The following is a 16267-nucleotide window of genomic DNA, read 5'->3' on the forward strand; positions in this document are numbered from 1 at the left end:
CTTTTTTGTTGCCTGAACTTTTCGAACCTCATCGGCCGGTCAAGCGTTGCCGGGGATGCATCCCGACCTGCACCGCCTCATCGTCCAGCTCTCCAGCCTGCTCGAACTGGCGGGCGTCGCCGTCATTCTGGGCGGGGCTGTGCTGGCGACCGTCATCTTCGTTCTTGATCTGCTGCGCACTCGCGACGGGGCCAAGGCCTATGAGCGGTATCGCGCCAATCTCGGCCGCGGCATCCTGCTCGGGCTGGAACTACTTGTTGGAGCGGACATCATCGCTACGATCACCGCCCCGCTGACGGTCGAGAGCGTCGGCCTTCTCGGTCTGGTCGTGCTGATCCGGACCTTCCTCAGCTTCTCGCTGGAGACCGAGATCGAGGGAGTTTGGCCGTGGCGACGCCGCGACGCTGGCGGCGAAGCCCGGCCTCAGCCGAGGGCCTGATCCAGATCGGCGATCAGGTCATCCAGATCCTCGACTCCCACCGACAGCCGGATCAGCGTGTCCGTGATCCCGCCGGCCTCCCGGACCTCCTTGGGAACGCTGGCGTGGGTCATGATGGCCGGGTGATTGACCAGACTTTCTACCCCGCCCAGCAACTCGGCCAAGGTGAAGACCCGCACCCGCTCCAACACGTGTTTCGTTCGCGACAGGTCGCCGTCCAGCACCAGCGTCACCATGCCCCCATAGCGCCCGTTCATCTGGCGCGACGCCAGATCATGCTGCGGATGGCTGATCAGGCCGGGATACAGCACCCGCGACACGCCCTTGCGCTCCTCCAGCCAGCGGGCCACCGCCAAGGCGTTCTCGTTGTGGGCCTTCATCCGCAGACCCAGGGTCTTCAGCCCCCGGTTGGCCAGGAAGGCGTCGAACGGCCCCATCACCCCGCCGACCGAGTTCTGCAGGAACTTGATCTCCTTCGCGATCTCGGCGTTCCCGGCGACCAGCACCCCGCCGATGATGTCGGAGTGGCCGTTCAGGTACTTCGTCGCCGAATGCATGACGATGTCGGCCCCCAGCGCCAGAGGCCTCTGGCTCCAGGGCGTGGCGAAGGTGTTGTCCACCACCAGCAGCAGGCCGTGCGCCCTGGCCACCGCAGACAGGGCGGCGATGTCGGCCAGCTTCATCAGCGGATTGGTCGGGGTCTCGACCCACAGCATCTTTGTCTTCGGCGTGATCGCCGCCTCGACCGCCGCCACGTCGCTCAGATCGACATAGGCGAAGTCCAGCCCCATCGAACGCCGCCGCACCCGCTCGAACAGCCGCCACGAGCCGCCGTACAGATCATCGCCGGTGACGATGTGCGAGCCCGCATCCAGCAGCTCCAGCGCCGTCGAGGTCGCCGCCATGCCGCTGGCGAAGCCGAAGCCCTGCACCCCGCCCTCGAGGTCGGCGATACAGGCCTCGAACGCCTCGCGCGTCGGGTTCTTGCCCCGGGCGTACTCATAGCCCTTGTTCACGCCCGGGCTTTCCTGGGCATAGGTCGAGGTCGCATAGATCGGCGTCATCACCGCGCCCGTCGTCGGGTCCGGCCGCTGACCGGCATGGATGGCGCGGGTCGAGAACCCCTGGCTGTTCTTCAGATCGGCCATGGGTCTACCGGTTCAGGCTGAGGTGGTTGATCAGGTCGACCCGGGCGATCAGGCCGACGAACTGTTCGCCGTCCAGCACGATCGCCACCCGGTCCCGGTCGAACAGCGGGATCAGGGCGTCCAGCGGCTCGGAGACCTGCACCGTGTCCAGATCGCGTGTCATGGCCGAGGCCACCGGCTTGGCGAACCGCTCCTTGCGGGTGATCTCGTCGGTGTTCATCACCTGGACCAGATCGCTCTCGTCCAGAATGCCGACCAGCCGTCCATCCTGGATGATCGGCAGCTGCGACACGTCGGCACCCCGCATGCGCTTGAAGGCCGTGTCCAGGGTGTCGTTCGGCCCGGCCGTGACGACATCGCCCTTCGCGTACTTCCGGCTGATCAGGTCAGACAGGTCGCCGTGCAGCTCGCGCTCGCCCAGCCCCTGATCCGCCAGCCAGGCGTCGTTGTAGACCTTGGACAGGTATTTCGCCCCCGTGTCGCAGACGAAGGTCACCACCCGCTTCGGCTCGGTCTGTTCGCGGCACCAGCGCAGGGCCGAGGCGATCAGGGTGCCCGAAGACGAGCCGGCAAGGATGCCTTCCTTCAGCAGCAGCTCGCGCACCGTCGCGATCGCCTCCGCATCCGGGATCGAATACGCCTTGTCGATCAGGCTCATGTCGGCCGTCTCGGGCACGAAGCTCTGGCCGATGCCCTCGACCGTATAGCTGCCGTCCGGGCCCGGCACGCCGTCGTTGACGATGCCCGCCAGCACCGACCCGACCGGATCGGCCAGGATGATCCTGGCGTTCGACCCCTGGCTTTTCAGGAACTGGCCGATCCCCGTGATGGTCCCGCCCGAGCCGATCCCGGCCACGAAGGCGTCGATGTCGTGGCCCATCTGTTCCCAGATCTCGGGACCCGTCGTCTTCACATGGGCCTCGGAGTTGGCCCGGTTGTTGAACTGGTTGACGAAGAATCCGCCCGGGATCTGCTGCGCCAGCCGCTCGGCCATGTCGGTGTAGTATTCGGGATGGCCGTGACCGACGTCCGAGCGGGTCAGGCGGACGTCGGCACCCATGGCGCGCAGATGCTGGATTTTTTCCTTGGACATCTTGTCCGGGATGACCAGCAGCACCTTATAGCCCTTGGCCTGACCGACCAGCGTCAGCGCCAGGCCCGTGTTGCCCGCCGTCGCCTCGACGATCGTGCCGCCGGGCTTCAGATACCCCTCGGCCTCCGCCGCCGCGATCATCGACAGCGCGATCCGGTCCTTGATCGACCCGCCCGGGTTCTGGGCCTCCAGCTTCAGGAACAGCCGGCACGGCCCCGTATCGATCTTCGTCACCTCCACCATTGGCGTCTTGCCGATCAGGTCCAGCAGCGAACCGGTCGGCGCGCTCAGGGTCGGGTGTTCGGCGAGGGACGAGGAAGACATTCAGACAAACTCCGGAACGGAAAGGCGCGGCGGAAGCTGATCGCCCGATCTCATCCGGTCAAGCGGCGCAACATTTCGCCCTTTTACGCGAAGCGCTCTACATAGGAACTCAATGACCAAACACCCAAGAAAACCCGCCGCCGGACTGCCGGACGAGGCCACCCTGCTGGCCTTCCTGCGCGACGCCGGCAGCGCGGAAAAGGGCGATATCGCCCGCCACTTCGGCCTCAAGGGCGAGGATCGCCGACGCCTGCGCGAAATGATCCGGGGCCTCGAAGCCGCCGGCAAGCTGGGCAAGCGCGGCAGGAAGGGCTTTTCCGAGGCCGGGGCCCTGCCCCCCGTCGGCGTTGCGGATGTGGTCGAGAAGGACATCGACGGCGAACTCTATGTCCGTCTGGTCGAGGCCTCGGCCGACGCGCCCAATGCCCTGCTGATCCCCGACAAGGGCAAGCCCGGCCCCGCCCCCGGGCTCGGCGACCGCGTGCTGGCCAAGTTCGAGCTGGGCCCCAACGGCTGGGAAGCCCGGCTGATCAAGAAGCTCGACACCAACACCAACCGCGTCCTCGGCGTCATCCGCAAGTCCAACAAGGAGACCCGGGTCGAGCCCGTCGACCGGCGCTCGAAGGACGTCCTGATCGTGCCCGCGGCCCAGGCCACCGACCTGCGCGACGGCGACCTGGTGCTGGCCGCGATCGAGAAGTCCGACCAGCGCTATGGCCACAAGCGCGGCAAGATCCTCGAGACGGTCGGCCGCGAGGACGATCCCCGCGCCGCCTCCCTGATCGCCATCCACACCCACGGAGTGCCCATGGGCTTCTCGGAGGCCGTCGAGCAGGAGGCCGAACAGCAGGACTTGCCGACGCTGAAGGGCCGCGACGACCTGCGCGACATCCCCTTCGTCACCATCGACCCGGCCGACGCCCGCGACCACGACGACGCCGTGTTCGCCCAGCGCGACGATGATCCAAAAAACGAGGGCGGCTGGATCGTCTGGGTCGCCATCGCCGATGTCGCCGCCTATGTCCGCCCCAACACCAGCCTCGACCGCGAAGCCCGCGCCAAGGGCAACTCCACCTACTTCCCCGACCGGGTCGAGCCCATGCTGCCCGAGCGGCTGTCCAACGGCCTGTGCAGCCTGAAACAGGGCGAGAACCGCGCGACCCTGGCCGTGCGCATGGTGTTCGACAAGGACGGCAGGAAACTCAGCCACCGGTTCCAGCGCGGCCTGATGCGCAGTCACGCCAGCCTGTCCTATGAGCAGGCGCAGGCCGCCATCGACGGGGTCGAGAACGGCGGCGGCACCGACGACGTGACCGGCCCGATCATGGACACGATCCTCTATCCGCTGTGGAACGCCTACCACACCATGCTGAAAGGCCGGCTGAAGCGCGCGCCGCTCCAGATCAACTCGGCCGAACGCCGTATCCGCATGTCGCCGGACGGCGGCATCGCCTCGATCGAGAAGCGCGTCAGCCTGGAGGCCCACCGGCTGATCGAGGAGATGATGGTCCAGGCCAATGTCTGCGCCGCCGAAACCCTGGAGGCCAAGAAAACCCCCCTGATCTTCCGGGTCCACGAGACCCCCAGCCAGGAGAAGGTCTTCAACCTCGCCGACTTCCTCTCGACGATCGGCAAGCCGTGGAACAAGGGCGAGGCCCCGACCACCAAACGGTTCAACAAGCTGCTGGACGAGACCCGCGACGGCCCCCACGCGGAGGTCGTCAACGAGGTCGTTCTGCGCTCCCAGATGCAGGCCATCTACAGCCCCGAGAACGTCGGCCATTTCGGACTCAACCTTGACCGCTATGCCCACTTCACCTCGCCGATCCGCCGCTACTCGGACCTGATCGTGCACCGGGGCCTGATCCGCGCCCTGAAGCTGGGATCCGATGGCCTGACCGACCGCGAGATCGCCGAACTGCCCGCCATCGCCGATCAGGTGACCCAGACCGAACGCCGCTCCATGGCTGCCGAGCGCGATGCCATGGACCGCTATATCGCCGCCTTCCTCGAGGACCGCGTCGGGGCGACATTCCCCGGCCGGATCACGGGCGTGACCCGCTTCGGCCTGTTCATCCGTCTCGACGAGACCGGGGCCGATGGCCTCGTGCCGGTCTCCTCGCTGGGCAACGAATATTTCACCCACGACGACCGCGCCCACGCCCTGGTCGGCGAGCGCTCCGGCCAGCGCTACACCCTCGGCCGCCGCGTTGAGGTCAAGCTGAAGGAGGCCACCCCCATCACCGGCGGCCTGCTGTTGGAGATGCTCAGCGACCCCGAGCCGCGCGATCCCAACGCCGCTGCCCCGCGTCTCGGTCTGCGCGGTCGCGGCCCAGGCGGCGACGGCCCACCCAAGCGCGGCGCAGGTCGCCCCGGCGGCCCCAAACCGCCCCGCGGCGGCCGGCCCTTCGGCGGCCTCAAGGGGGTCAGGAAGGGCAAGCGGCGGTAGGGTCTGACACCGCCCTTGCACGACCCATAACTTTCCGGTTATACGCCACCCATAACTCTCTGGTTATGGAAATGAACGCCGAACGCTCTCCTGAAGATGTCTTTCGCGCCCTCGCCGATCCGACGCGACGGGCCCTGTTCGAGACTCTCTGCCGCGAGGGAGAGCAGAGCGTCGGCACCCTGACGCGGTCGGCCGGCGTCTCGCAGCCCGCCGTGTCCAAACATCTGGCGGCCCTGCGGCAGGCAGGGCTCGTGCGTGACCGTCCCTCCGGTCGGGAGACTCACTACAGCCCGCGCCCCGAGGCGCTCGCGCCCCTGACGGACTGGACCCGCGACATGACGGGCGTCTGGACCGCGCGGCTGGACGCCCTTGAGACCCTGCTGAACCGGATGGACCAATGACCGATGCCCGATCGGTCGTGCTTGAGCGCGACCTGCCCCATTCGCCCGAGAGACTCTGGCGCGCCCTCACCCAGCCCCATCTGGTCCAGGAATGGCTGATGCGGGGCGAGATCGCTCCGGTTGTCGGCCACCGCTTCACCCTGACCGGTGACTGGGGCGGCGTGCTCGACTGCGAGATCCTTGAGGTCGAGCCCCACCGCACCCTGAGCTACAGCTGGAATTTCGCGCACGACGACCCCGCCTTCGACCTGAACAGCGTGGTCACCTTCACCCTGACGCCCACCCCGGCCGGCACCCATCTGCGGGTCGAACAGTCCGGCTTCCGCCCGGATCAGAAACAGGCCCTCGGCGGGGCCCGCCACGGCTGGACCGGCTTCCTCGACAAGCTCCAAGCCCTGCTGGCCAGCCCGGACTGAACCGGACATAGAACAGGAGAAAGCCCATGAACGCCTTTGTTCGCCAGACGCATCGCTGGCTGGCCATCGTCTTCACCTTCGCCGTACTGGCCAATGTGGCGGCCATGGCGCTGGGCATCCAGAGCGTCTGGGTCGGCGTCCTGGCCCTCGGTCCGCTGATCCTGATGCTGATCTCGGGTCTGTGGCTGTTCGCCCTGCCCTGGATGGGTCGAAAGGGAGCCTGAGCCATGGCCGAACAGCCCGTCCTGCTGTCCGGCGGCAACCCCCAGATCGCGATGGGGCACGGCGACGCCCCGGTCCAGGCCTATATCGCCGCCATGCCGGGCTGGAAGCGCGCGGTCGGCGAGAGGCTGGACGGCCTGATCTTCCGGGCAGTCCCGGGTGCCCGGGAGGCCGTCAAGTGGAACACGCCCTTCTACGGCGTTGAACCGGGCCTGTGGTTCACCGCCTTCCACTGCTACGCCCGCTATGTGAAGGTCACCTTCTTTCAGGGCGGGGCCATGATCCCGCCTCCGCCCGAACGCTCGAAATACGAGGCGGTGCGGTATCTTCACATTCACGAGCACGACACGACCGACGACGCACGCCTGCTCGACTGGTTCGTCCAGGCCAGCCGCCTGCCCGGCGAAAAGTTGTAGGCTTGGACTGGCGCGGGAGGACCGAACGCAGGGCGATGGGCCAATTGGTCGCCCTTTCCGGATCATCCCGGTCTGGTACGACCGCCGGGGGGCCCAAAGGAGTGATCGTCATGCGTCGTCTGGTTCCCGGTCTATTCGTCGTCGCAGCGGTTGCTGTGTCCGCCTGTGACGCCGTCGATGTCGAGACCGCCGGTCGCAACGCCGCCGTGGCCGCGCTGGAAGCGAGCAATCCCGAGATCGTGCAGGGCCTGCGCGCAGCCCAGGCCCTCAGGCAGGCGGCCGCGACCTGCGGTTGGGAAGACGTCGATGCCGCGAGCCTGGCCCGGACGGCGGCCTCCGGCATCGAGGAGCCGCCCCTCCGCGCCGCCGCCTCAAGCCTGGTCGAGGATCTGATCGTCGCGCCCGCCGCGGCTTCCGGCACCGGCACGCCGACTGCGGCCAGCGACTGCTCGCCCGAGGTCCGCCAGGCGCTGGAAGCCCGGATCGCGGCCATCGCCCAAGGCGAAACCGAAGCGGAAGCGGAGGCCGGCTGATCTGTCTCCGCTTGCCCGACGTCACGCCGGCGGGCCAGCATGCGGGATGACCCTGAGCCATCCCCCGACGATTCCGGAGACCGACAGCGCCCTCGACCGGCTGAACCCCGTGGAGCGCGATCTGCTGGGCCTTCTGGGCCGTGGCCACACGGCCAAGTCGATCGCGACCCTGCGCTCGATGTCCGAGGCCGCCGTCAACGAGCGATTCCGCTCGGCCCGTCGCAAGACCGGAATCGGCTCCAGCCGCGAGATCGCCCGCCTGATCGTGGCCCGAGAAAATCGTGACGACTTTATCGATCTCGCCGAGGCCGACGACCGTTCAGCAAACACTCGCCATCCTGATGCGCTTCGCCGCGCGTCGAGCCAACGATGGAGAGTCCCCTTGATCACCGCCTTGCTCGTTGCCGCCGCCCTTCTGGCCCAGAGGACTTCGAGTCCCCCGGTCATCTGGCAGGACGGTTTGGCTGCAGAAATCCTGTCGCGTCAGGCGATCGATCCCAAACTACAGACGATGAGCCAGACCGTTTCATCCGGTCTGCGCGATCCGAACTGGTCCTCCGGGGCTGAGGCTGATCTCGCCGACAGATACAATGCCGTGGCCAATTTCCGCCGTGACATTCACACCACGAGTATCCGGTGCACTGCAGATCTCTGCGAAGTCGCCGGCATCATGCGCTCGACGGCGACCGGCGAAGACCTGTTCCAGTTGATGCTGAAGCTCCAGAACTCTGGGCAAGACCGCACCCGTTGCCGGCCTTGATCAGACCATCCATTCGTTCAGCACGTCGGCGGATCGACCCGCCGCCTTTGTCGCCTACTGGCGTCGCGCGGACTGATTGGCGGTGATCAACGCCCCTCCGCCAACCACCGCGCCAGCGCGCCCGGATCGCACGCCGCTTCCCCGCTCAGCCAGACCCGCAGCAGGGCCAGTTGGGCGGCGGCCGAGGCAGCGGCGATCATGGCGGTCGGCAGGCTGTCCGCCGTCCTTTCGCCGAGCCGCGCCTCGATCATCGCCGCAAGCTTGCGCTGCAGCTTCCCTGCCAGCGGCGGTTCGAACATCACCCGCGCCAGCGCCCGGCGCTCCCACAGATGGTCCACCACGAACCGCAGCCGGGGCAGGCTCGCCCGCCCCGCTGCCGCCTCGGCCAGGGGCGCGAAGATCGGGTCGATGGCCCAGACCAACACCTCGTCCTTGTTGCGGAAATGCTCGTAGAAGGTCGAGCGCCCGACACCCGCCGCCTCGATCAGGTCCGACGTCCGGATGGCGCTGTAACGGTGCGTGAAGATCAGGCGCATGAAGGCGTCGAACACCGCCTTGCGGGTCCGCTGGCTGCGTCGATCCAGATCCTCCGCCGCCTGTGTCATGCGCCACCCTAGCCGATCGCCCGCCGGGGTTCAGCCCGATCGTGCCCTCGCCTTTCCGGACTTTCGCGGCCCTTCGTCCGCTAGCGGACTTCGGCCGATGTCGTCCGTCGCCCGGCGTGCGGACCCCGGGCACACAGGGGTTCTGAAACGGGGACCCCCATGACCAACCAGACCCGCGCCGACGGTGCCCTCATCGCAGGGGCGACCGTCTTCGCCCTGATCCTGATGCTGCACCACCCGACATCGTTCGAGGCCGGGCACGACGACGGCCTTTTCCTGGCCGACTGGTCGAACGTCTTCGTCCACGCCGCCATCATCGGCTGTCTCCTCGCACTCGCCGTCGGTCTGGACGGAGTCAGACGACGGCTGGACCAGACCCGCCTGCTGACGCGCGCAGGCGCGATCCTGTTCGGGGCCGGCTTTCTGGCTCTCGCGGGAGCCGCCCTCGTGAACGGGTTCGCGACCGGCCGGCTGTTGGCATCGACCTCCGATCCCATGATCCGCGAGGCCGGCGGCCGGGCCTTCTGGGCGCTGAACCAGAGCCTCACCGCCCTCGGCACCCTGCTGGTCGCCCTCGGGGCCGCTGCCTGGTCCCCAGGCCTGTGGCGTCTGTCCCATACAGGCCGTGTGGCGGCAGGTCTGGGCATCGCCCTCGCTGCCCTGGCGCTCTGGCATACCACGACCGACGGCGGTTTCGGCCTGCATGTCGCCGTCGCGGCCATGGCCGCCTTCGCCCTCTGGTCCCTGGCCGTCGCGGCGGCCATGATCCTCGCTCGCCCCCAGGAAGGCCCATGACCGACCGACATCACGCCGCTGCCATCGTCCCCGCCCGCGACCTCGACGCCAGCACCGCCTTCTATCGCCGCCTCGGCTTCGAGGTGGTCGGCGACCACGGCGACTACCGCCTGCTCGACGACGGCCGGGGCTGGCGCATCCATCTGCGGTCCACGCCCGACTGGCCCCGCCGCGTCGAGGACAACCCGATGGGCCTCTACCTCTATGTCGAGGATGTCGACGCCGTCGCCGACCGGGTGCGCGACCTGATCATCGAACCGCAGGGGCCGCACGCCCGGGTCTGGGGCACCTATGAGTTCGCGGTCAGCGACCCGTCCGGCACCCTGGTCCGCATCGGCCGGGTTCTGGACTGACCCGCCGCTTCCCTCGCCCGGCCTCGCGTGGCATCGATCGGGAATGCCGTCGCCGCCCCCGCCCTTCGACGCCGCCCGCGACCTTGCAGACGCCCCGCGCGCCGCGGGACCACGTCAGCGGCCGAAGGACGCCGCCACCCTGATCCTCGTACGCGGCGGGCGGCACCCCGAAGTCCTGATGGGCCGCCGCGCCCCCGGCCATGTCTTCATGGCCGCCAAATGGGTCTTCCCCGGGGGCCGCATCGACCGGGCCGACTTCACCGCCGCCTTCGCCAGCGAGCCCCCGCCCTCGACCCGCGCCCGGCTGGAGGCCGAGATGCCCGCCCGCCGGGCCCGCGCCCTGTGTCTGACCGCCGTGCGCGAGACCTTCGAGGAGACCGGCCTGATCCTCGGTCGTCCCGCCCCGCCCGCAGCCGTCCCCGGCCCGTGGCGGGAGTTCCGGGCCTCCGGAGCCCTGCCCGATCTCGCCGCCCTCACCTATGTCGCCCGCGCCATCACCCCGCCCGGCCGCACCCGCCGGTTCGACGCCCGCTTCTTCCTCGCCGAGGCTTCCGCCCTGCGGGACCCTGTGCCCACGGCCGGTTCGGGCGAACTGGACGAGATCGCCTGGCTGCCTCTTGATCAGGCCCGGGCGCTCGACCTGCCCGCCATCACGCGCTTCGTCCTGACCGAGGTCGCCGCCCGGCTGGACGACGACGACCGTCCCCTGCCCTTCGTGCGCATGCACCGGGGTACCCACCGGATCAGCCATGCCTGAGCCCCTCACCCTGCGCCTGACCATCGCCGACCCCGTCCCTGGCCTGCACTACTGGCGACAGGACGCGAAGAACGCGCCGCACGACATCCGGCTGGCCACGGATGGGCCGCTGACCTTCGACATGCCCGTCGACCTGCGCCCCGACGGCACGCTGGGCGGGACCTTCGTGCGCCGGGAGGGCAAGATCCGCCGCTTCGTCTATATCGCCATCGGCGGCGCGCTGGCCGACCTGCCGGTCGTCAGTCGCCGCGCCAAGATCGATGTCCATGACATTCCCGCCGCCCTTCTGCGGCCCGGGGCCGTGATCGCCACCACCCTGCCGGGACGCGACAGGGCCGGCCTGCCCGCCTGCGCGACGGTCAGGCCGCTGACGCCTTGGACCACCATCGCCTGATCCGCCCTGATCCCGCCACGGTCGACCGCCAGCTTGACACAACCGAGGGGGAGGATCCGTGTCACACGCCGGCTTGAACGACCCCGTCCGGCCTCCCGTCCTGTCGCCGACGGGCAGACGAAACGTGGGGCTGTTCGCCCTCTCGGTGCTGTTCCACGCCGCCGTCCTGACGCCGATCGGCCTCGGCCTGTTCTCCGATCGGTCGGAGCCGGTCGTCGTACCGCCCCCGCCCCTGTTTCTCGACATCGAGCCCCGGCCCCTTCTGGCGGGAGAGACGGCCCGGGTGCCCGCTCCCGCGGCCGCCGCACCGAGCCGCGAGGCCGCTCCGACCCTCGGTGAATCCGTTCCCGTCCTGCCCCGGATCCCCCGGCGCGACGAGGAGGACGAGGACCGTCCGTCCGCGCCCGCGCCCCGACCGGGCGCTCCCGCCCCGCCCGGAACCCCGTCGGCCCCGGCCGGCGCCTGGGCGGTGGTCCCGGAAGGCATGGCGGCCGCCGTCGGCCGGTCCCTGCGCACGGGAACGGGCGGCTGCCGGGTCATGGACGGACGGCTCAGCGCCGCCGAACAGGCCCTGTGCGATGAGCGCTTCAATGAGGCCGCCGGCCGCGCCGGTCCGCTCGGCCCCCGCACCCTGAATGCCGCCGAAGCCCGGCGCGAGGCCGGCTTCGCCCGCGACGGCGCCCGGGCCCTGGCCCAGTACGAGGCGCGGCGTCGGCCCCTGTCGGGTGGTGTCGGCATCCTCGGCCCGGGCGACTGCCCCGGCTCGAACCTCGGCGTCGGCTGCGCCGGAGCGCATCTGGACCCTGCCATTCGTCACGGGGCCACCACTGTCGCCAACCCCGGCCTCGGCTCCAACGATCTCGAACCGATGCGCCCGATCCCGGGCCAGGAATAGGTCAACGAAAAGGGGCGGCCCCGTCGCCGGAACCGCCCCCTTCAGTCTTCAGCCTGCGACAGCGATCACTCGCTCTCGGCCAGCTCCAGCTGCAGCTCCGCCGGCAGGGGCTCGACGGCGGCTTCCCGCGTCGAGGTCAGCAGGGCGTCGCGCTCGTTGGCCACCTTCTGCAGGCTGCGGAGGTAGGCCCCCGTGCCCGCCGGGATCAGGCGGCCGACGATGACGTTCTCCTTCAGCCCTTCCAGCGTGTCCTTCTTGCCGTTGACCGAGGCGTCGGTGAGGACGCGGGTGGTCTCCTGGAAGGACGCCGCCGAGATGAAGCTGCGGGTCTGCAGCGACGCCTTGGTGATGCCCAGCAGGACGGGCTGGGTGGTGGCGATCCGGCCGCCACGCTTCTCGACCTTCTCGTTCTCCAGCACGGCTTCCGCCACCTCGACCGTGTCGCCACGGATCAGGGTCGTTTCACCCGAGTCGAGAATCTCGACCTTCTGCAGCATCTGGCGAACGATCACCTCGATGTGCTTGTCGTTGATCGGCACGCCCTGCAGTCGGTAGACCTCCTGCACTTCGTTGACGAGGTACTCGGCCAGCGCCTCGACGCCCTGGATGCGCAGCAGGTCGTGCGGATCCGGGTTGCCGTCGATGATGTAGTCGCCCTTCTGGATCAGATCGCCGTCGTGGACGGAGATATGTTTGCCCTTGGGGATCAGGAACTCGACCGGTTCGCCCTGTTCGCCATCGGCGTTGGGCTCCGGCGTGATCTTGATGCGGCGCTTGTTCTTGTAGTCGCGACCGAACTCGACCCGGCCGTCCATCTCGGCGATGACCGCGCAGTCCTTGGGACGACGGGCCTCGAACAGCTCGGCCACCCGCGGCAGACCGCCGGTGATGTCCCGCGTCTTGGCGCCTTCCGTGGGGATACGGGCCAGGATTTCGCCCGGCTTGACCTCGTCGCCGTTGGCGACCGACAGGATGGCCCCGACGGGCAGCAGGTACCGGGCGTCGGAGCCCGAGGCCAGCTTGGCATAGGCATCGCTCGAGGTGATGCCCATGGCCGGACGCAGGTCCGAACCGCGGGGGCTGGCGCGCCAGTCGATGACAACGCGCTGGGCGATGCCCGTCGCCTCGTCGGTCTCCTCGCGGAACGACAGACCCTCGGTCAGATCCTCGAAGCGGACGATGCCGCCCACCTCGGTGATGATCGGGGTGGTGTAGGGGTCCCACTCCGCCAGACGCTGGTTCTTCTTGACCTCGGAGCCTTCCTTGACGCGCAGGCGGCCGCCGTAGGGGATCTTGTAACTCTCGCGGTCCTTGCCATCGACCATGACGGTGACGACGACGTTCCGGCTCATCGACACCAGATCGCCGTGGGCGCCGGTGACGGTCGGGCCCACGATCTTGACCGTCCCGGCGTTGGTCGCCTCGTAGAACGAGGTTTCCGCCACCTGGGCCGTGCCGCCGATGTGGAAGGTCCGCATCGTCAGCTGGGTGCCCGGCTCGCCGATCGACTGGGCCGCGATGACCCCGACCGCCTCGCCGATGTTGACGTTGGTGCCGCGCGCCAGATCCCGGCCGTAGCACATACCGCAGATGCCGGCTTCGGCCTCACAGGTCAGGGCCGAACGGACCTTGACCGACTGGACGCCCTCGCGGTCGATGACCTCGACCACATCCTCCACCAGATAGGTGTCGGCCGGGAACAGGACGGTGTCCGTGCCCGGAGCCTTGATGTCCTCGGCGTTGTAGCGACCCAGAACCCGCTGACCCAGCGAGACCAGAACGTCACCGCCCTCGACCACGGCGCGCAGGGTGATGCCCCGCGTGGAACCGCAATCGTCCTCGGTCACGATCGAGTCCTGCGCCACGTCCACCAGACGGCGGGTCAGATAACCCGAGTTGGCGGTCTTCAGCGCGGTGTCGGCCAGACCCTTACGGGCCCCGTGGGTCGAGTTGAAGTATTCAAGAACGGTCAGGCCTTCCTTGAAGTTCGACACGATCGGCGTCTCGATGATCTCGCCGGACGGCTTGGCCATCAGGCCGCGCATCCCGCCGAGTTGCTTCATCTGGGCCTGCGAACCGCGGGCGCCGGAGTTGGCCATCATGTAGACCGAGTTGATCTCGGCAGTCCGGCCGGAAGCCAGAACGCGCGGCTGCGCGATCTCGCCCATCATCTCGTCGGCGACCCGGTCCGTGGCCTTGGCCCAGGCGTCGACGACCTTGTTGTACTTTTCGCCCTTGGTGATCAGGCCGTCGGCGTACTGCTGCTCGTATTCCTCGACCAGGGTGCGTGTGGCGGCGACGATCTCGACCTTCTTGGCCGGAATGACGATGTCATCCTTGCCGAAGGAGATCCCGGCGCGCGCCGCTTCCTTGAAGCCCAGACCCATCATCTGGTCGGCAAAGATCACCGTCGCCTTCTGACCGCAGTGGCGATAGACCACGTCGATCAGGTTGCCGATTTCCTTCTTGGTCAGGTTCTTCTCGAGCAGGCGGTAACCGACGTTCGGGTTCTTGGGCAGCAGCGCGCCCAGCTTCATCCGGCCCGGCGTCGTGTCGATGACCTTGGTCACCTCGGTGCCCTGCGCGTCTTCCTCGGTCCACCGCGCCTTGATGCGGGTGTGCAGGGTGACCACGCCGGCGTCCAGCGCCGCATCGATCTCGCCGATGTTGGCGAACAGCTTCCCTTCTCCCGGCTCACCGTCCTTGACCAGCGACAGATAGTACAGGCCCAGGACGATGTCCTGCGACGGCACGATGATCGGCTTGCCGTTGGCGGGCGACAGGATGTTGTTGGTCGACATCATCAGGACGCGCGCTTCCAGCTGGGCCTCGAGGCTCAGCGGGACGTGAACGGCCATCTGGTCGCCGTCGAAGTCGGCGTTGAACGCGGCGCAGACCAGCGGGTGCAGCTGGATGGCCTTGCCCTCGATCAGCTTGGGTTCGAACGCCTGGATGCCCAGACGGTGAAGCGTCGGCGCGCGGTTCAGCATCACCGGGTGCTCGCGGATCACCTCTTCGAGGATGTCCCACACCTGCGGCTGTTCGCGCTCGACCATGCGCTTGGACTGTTTGACGGTCCCCGACAGGCCCTTGGCGTCCAGGCGCGCATAGATGAACGGCTTGAACAGCTCCAGCGCCATCTTCTTGGGCAGGCCGCACTCGTGCAACTTGAGGTCGGGACCGACCACGATGACCGAACGGCCCGAATAGTCGACGCGCTTGCCCAGAAGGTTCTGGCGGAAGCGGCCCTGCTTGCCCTTCAGCATGTCAGCCAGCGACTTCAGCGGACGCTTGTTGGCGCCCGTGATGACACGACCGCGACGGCCGTTGTCGAACAGGGCGTCGACCGATTCCTGCAGCATCCGCTTTTCGTTGCGGATGATGATATCGGGCGCGCGCAGCTCGATCAGGCGCTTCAGGCGGTTGTTCCGGTTGATGACCCGGCGATACAGGTCGTTCAGGTCGGACGTGGCAAACCGGCCGCCGTCCAGCGGCACCAGCGGACGCAGTTCCGGCGGAATGACCGGCACGACCGTCAGGATCATCCACTCGGGCTTGTTGCCGCTCTCGAGGAAGGCCTCGATCAGCTTCAGGCGCTTGGAGGCCTTCTTGGCCTTCATTTCCGAGGGGCTGTCGGCCAGTTCGCCACGGTGGCGCTCGGCCTCCGCATGCAGATCGATACCCATCAGCAGGTTGCGCACGGCCTCGGCACCGATCTCGGCGGTGAAGCCGTCATCGCCGAACTCGTCCTGGTAGCGATAGAACTCGTCTTCCGTCAGCAGCTGGTTCTGCTTCAGCGGGGTCAGGCCCGGCTCGGTGACGATGTAGTTCTCGAAGTAGAGCACCCGCTCCACGTCCTTCAGCGCCATGTCCAGCATCAGCGAGATGCGCGACGGCAGGGACTTCAGGAACCAGATGTGGGCGACGGGAGAGGCGAGCTCGATGTGGCCCATCCGCTCGCGCCGGACGCGGGCCAGGGTGACCTCCACGCCGCACTTCTCGCAGATGATGCCCTTGTATTTCATGCGCTTGTACTTGCCGCACAGGCATTCGTAATCCTTCGTCGGGCCAAAGATGCGGGCGCAGAACAGGCCGTCACGCTCGGGCTTGAACGTCCGGTAGTTGATCGTCTCGGGCTTCTTGATCTCCCCGAAGGACCACGAACGGATCTTTTCGGGGGACGCGAGAGCGATCTTGATCTGGTCGAAGGTCGGGGTGACCGGGACCGCATTGAAGATGTTCAGGACTTCCTGGTTCATCTTGATTC

Annotated in this window: 17 protein-coding genes; 13 read left to right on the forward strand and 4 right to left on the reverse strand. The window is 68.0% G+C overall.

The window, feature by feature from the left end; translation table 11 throughout:
* The first annotated feature begins 55 nt into the window (after window positions 1-55).
* Window positions 56-439: a DUF1622 domain-containing protein gene (locus tag SJY26_RS13655; protein WP_396593554.1), complete on the forward strand. Its 384-nt coding sequence runs from the start codon at window positions 56-58 to the stop codon at window positions 437-439.
* Here SJY26_RS13655 and SJY26_RS13660 read toward each other — a convergent pair.
* A complete protein-coding gene (locus SJY26_RS13660) occupies window positions 424-1587 on the reverse strand; it encodes a trans-sulfuration enzyme family protein (protein WP_396593555.1) in 1164 nt (387 codons plus the stop codon). The two genes, SJY26_RS13655 and SJY26_RS13660, sit on opposite strands and share 16 nt — an antisense overlap.
* Before the next feature lie 4 nt (window positions 1588-1591).
* Window positions 1592-3004 carry a pyridoxal-phosphate dependent enzyme gene (locus SJY26_RS13665; RefSeq protein ID WP_396593556.1) on the reverse strand — a complete coding sequence of 471 codons (1413 nt, stop codon included), beginning with the start codon at window positions 3002-3004 and terminating at the stop codon, window positions 1592-1594.
* A gap of 112 nt (window positions 3005-3116) precedes the next feature.
* Here SJY26_RS13665 and rnr point away from each other — a divergent pair, with 112 nt between their 5' ends.
* The 7 genes from rnr (at window position 3117) to SJY26_RS13700 (ending at window position 8201) form a co-directional block, all read left to right on the forward strand.
* Entirely contained in the window at window positions 3117-5453 is a 2337-nt protein-coding gene (gene rnr / locus SJY26_RS13670) for a ribonuclease R (RefSeq protein ID WP_396593557.1), read from the forward strand.
* Window positions 5454-5524: 71 nt separating this feature from the next.
* On the forward strand, window positions 5525-5854 hold the full coding sequence (locus SJY26_RS13675; protein WP_396593558.1) for an ArsR/SmtB family transcription factor: 330 nt from the start codon (window positions 5525-5527) through the stop codon (window positions 5852-5854).
* On the forward strand, window positions 5851-6270 hold the full coding sequence (locus tag SJY26_RS13680) for an SRPBCC domain-containing protein (protein WP_396593559.1): 420 nt from the start codon (window positions 5851-5853) through the stop codon (window positions 6268-6270). Before SJY26_RS13675 ends, SJY26_RS13680 begins: the two co-directional genes overlap by 4 nt.
* A 26-nt stretch (window positions 6271-6296) precedes the next feature.
* Window positions 6297-6494 (forward strand): hypothetical protein, encoded by a 198-nt coding sequence (locus SJY26_RS13685; RefSeq protein WP_396593560.1) that lies wholly within the window; start codon window positions 6297-6299, stop codon window positions 6492-6494.
* Between the two features lie 3 nt (window positions 6495-6497).
* Window positions 6498-6908, forward strand: coding sequence for a DUF1801 domain-containing protein (locus SJY26_RS13690; RefSeq protein ID WP_396593561.1), 411 nt, complete (start codon window positions 6498-6500; stop codon window positions 6906-6908).
* Window positions 6909-7018: 110 nt separating this feature from the next.
* A complete protein-coding gene (locus tag SJY26_RS13695) occupies window positions 7019-7441 on the forward strand; it encodes a hypothetical protein (protein ID WP_396593562.1) in 423 nt (140 codons plus the stop codon).
* Between the two features lie 109 nt (window positions 7442-7550).
* Window positions 7551-8201 (forward strand): hypothetical protein, encoded by a 651-nt coding sequence (locus SJY26_RS13700; protein WP_396593563.1) that lies wholly within the window; start codon window positions 7551-7553, stop codon window positions 8199-8201.
* An 86-nt stretch (window positions 8202-8287) separates the two neighbouring features.
* Here SJY26_RS13700 and SJY26_RS13705 read toward each other — a convergent pair whose 3' ends face one another.
* Complete coding sequence (locus SJY26_RS13705; RefSeq protein WP_396593564.1) at window positions 8288-8806, reverse strand: TetR/AcrR family transcriptional regulator; 519 nt, start codon at window positions 8804-8806, stop codon at window positions 8288-8290.
* A gap of 159 nt (window positions 8807-8965) precedes the next feature.
* Between SJY26_RS13705 and SJY26_RS13710 the strand changes: the two genes are divergently transcribed.
* The 5 genes from SJY26_RS13710 (at window position 8966) to SJY26_RS13730 (ending at window position 12000) form a co-directional block, all read left to right on the forward strand.
* Entirely contained in the window at window positions 8966-9601 is a 636-nt protein-coding gene (locus SJY26_RS13710; RefSeq protein WP_396593565.1) for a hypothetical protein, read from the forward strand.
* A complete protein-coding gene (locus SJY26_RS13715) occupies window positions 9598-9954 on the forward strand; it encodes a VOC family protein (RefSeq protein ID WP_396593566.1) in 357 nt (118 codons plus the stop codon). Before SJY26_RS13710 ends, SJY26_RS13715 begins: the two co-directional genes overlap by 4 nt.
* 43 nt (window positions 9955-9997) lie before the next feature.
* The gene (locus SJY26_RS13720) at window positions 9998-10711 is read left to right on the forward strand and encodes an NUDIX hydrolase (protein ID WP_396593567.1); all 714 of its coding nucleotides are present in this window, start codon (window positions 9998-10000) and stop codon (window positions 10709-10711) included.
* Complete coding sequence (locus tag SJY26_RS13725) at window positions 10704-11105, forward strand: DUF5990 family protein (protein WP_396593568.1); 402 nt, start codon at window positions 10704-10706, stop codon at window positions 11103-11105. Before SJY26_RS13720 ends, SJY26_RS13725 begins: the two co-directional genes overlap by 8 nt.
* A gap of 124 nt (window positions 11106-11229) precedes the next feature.
* Entirely contained in the window at window positions 11230-12000 is a 771-nt protein-coding gene (locus SJY26_RS13730; RefSeq protein ID WP_396593569.1) for a hypothetical protein, read from the forward strand.
* 65 nt (window positions 12001-12065) lie between these two features.
* On the opposite strand, the gene rpoC is transcribed toward SJY26_RS13730, so the two are convergent.
* Window positions 12066-16259 carry a DNA-directed RNA polymerase subunit beta' gene (rpoC, locus tag SJY26_RS13735; RefSeq protein ID WP_396593570.1) on the reverse strand — a complete coding sequence of 1398 codons (4194 nt, stop codon included), beginning with the start codon at window positions 16257-16259 and terminating at the stop codon, window positions 12066-12068.
* Between the last annotated feature and the right edge of the window lie 8 nt (window positions 16260-16267).

Origin of the sequence: Brevundimonas sp. R86498 (genome assembly GCF_044598075.1) — a bacterium.
Lineage (GTDB): Bacteria > Pseudomonadota > Alphaproteobacteria > Caulobacterales > Caulobacteraceae > Brevundimonas.

Coding starts and splice junctions, on each gene's coding strand:
- SJY26_RS13655 (WP_396593554.1), top strand. CDS start 56: ATGCATCCCGACCTGCACCGCCTCATCGTCCAGCTCTCCAGCCTGCTC.
- SJY26_RS13660 (WP_396593555.1), bottom strand. CDS start 1,587: ATGGCCGATCTGAAGAACAGCCAGGGGTTCTCGACCCGCGCCATCCAT.
- SJY26_RS13665 (WP_396593556.1), bottom strand. CDS start 3,004: ATGTCTTCCTCGTCCCTCGCCGAACACCCGACCCTGAGCGCGCCGACC.
- rnr (WP_396593557.1), top strand. CDS start 3,117: ATGACCAAACACCCAAGAAAACCCGCCGCCGGACTGCCGGACGAGGCC.
- SJY26_RS13675 (WP_396593558.1), top strand. CDS start 5,525: ATGAACGCCGAACGCTCTCCTGAAGATGTCTTTCGCGCCCTCGCCGAT.
- SJY26_RS13680 (WP_396593559.1), top strand. CDS start 5,851: ATGACCGATGCCCGATCGGTCGTGCTTGAGCGCGACCTGCCCCATTCG.
- SJY26_RS13685 (WP_396593560.1), top strand. CDS start 6,297: ATGAACGCCTTTGTTCGCCAGACGCATCGCTGGCTGGCCATCGTCTTC.
- SJY26_RS13690 (WP_396593561.1), top strand. CDS start 6,498: ATGGCCGAACAGCCCGTCCTGCTGTCCGGCGGCAACCCCCAGATCGCG.
- SJY26_RS13695 (WP_396593562.1), top strand. CDS start 7,019: ATGCGTCGTCTGGTTCCCGGTCTATTCGTCGTCGCAGCGGTTGCTGTG.
- SJY26_RS13705 (WP_396593564.1), bottom strand. CDS start 8,806: ATGACACAGGCGGCGGAGGATCTGGATCGACGCAGCCAGCGGACCCGC.
- SJY26_RS13710 (WP_396593565.1), top strand. CDS start 8,966: ATGACCAACCAGACCCGCGCCGACGGTGCCCTCATCGCAGGGGCGACC.
- SJY26_RS13715 (WP_396593566.1), top strand. CDS start 9,598: ATGACCGACCGACATCACGCCGCTGCCATCGTCCCCGCCCGCGACCTC.
- SJY26_RS13720 (WP_396593567.1), top strand. CDS start 9,998: ATGCCGTCGCCGCCCCCGCCCTTCGACGCCGCCCGCGACCTTGCAGAC.
- SJY26_RS13725 (WP_396593568.1), top strand. CDS start 10,704: ATGCCTGAGCCCCTCACCCTGCGCCTGACCATCGCCGACCCCGTCCCT.
- rpoC (WP_396593570.1), bottom strand. CDS start 16,259: ATGAACCAGGAAGTCCTGAACATCTTCAATGCGGTCCCGGTCACCCCG.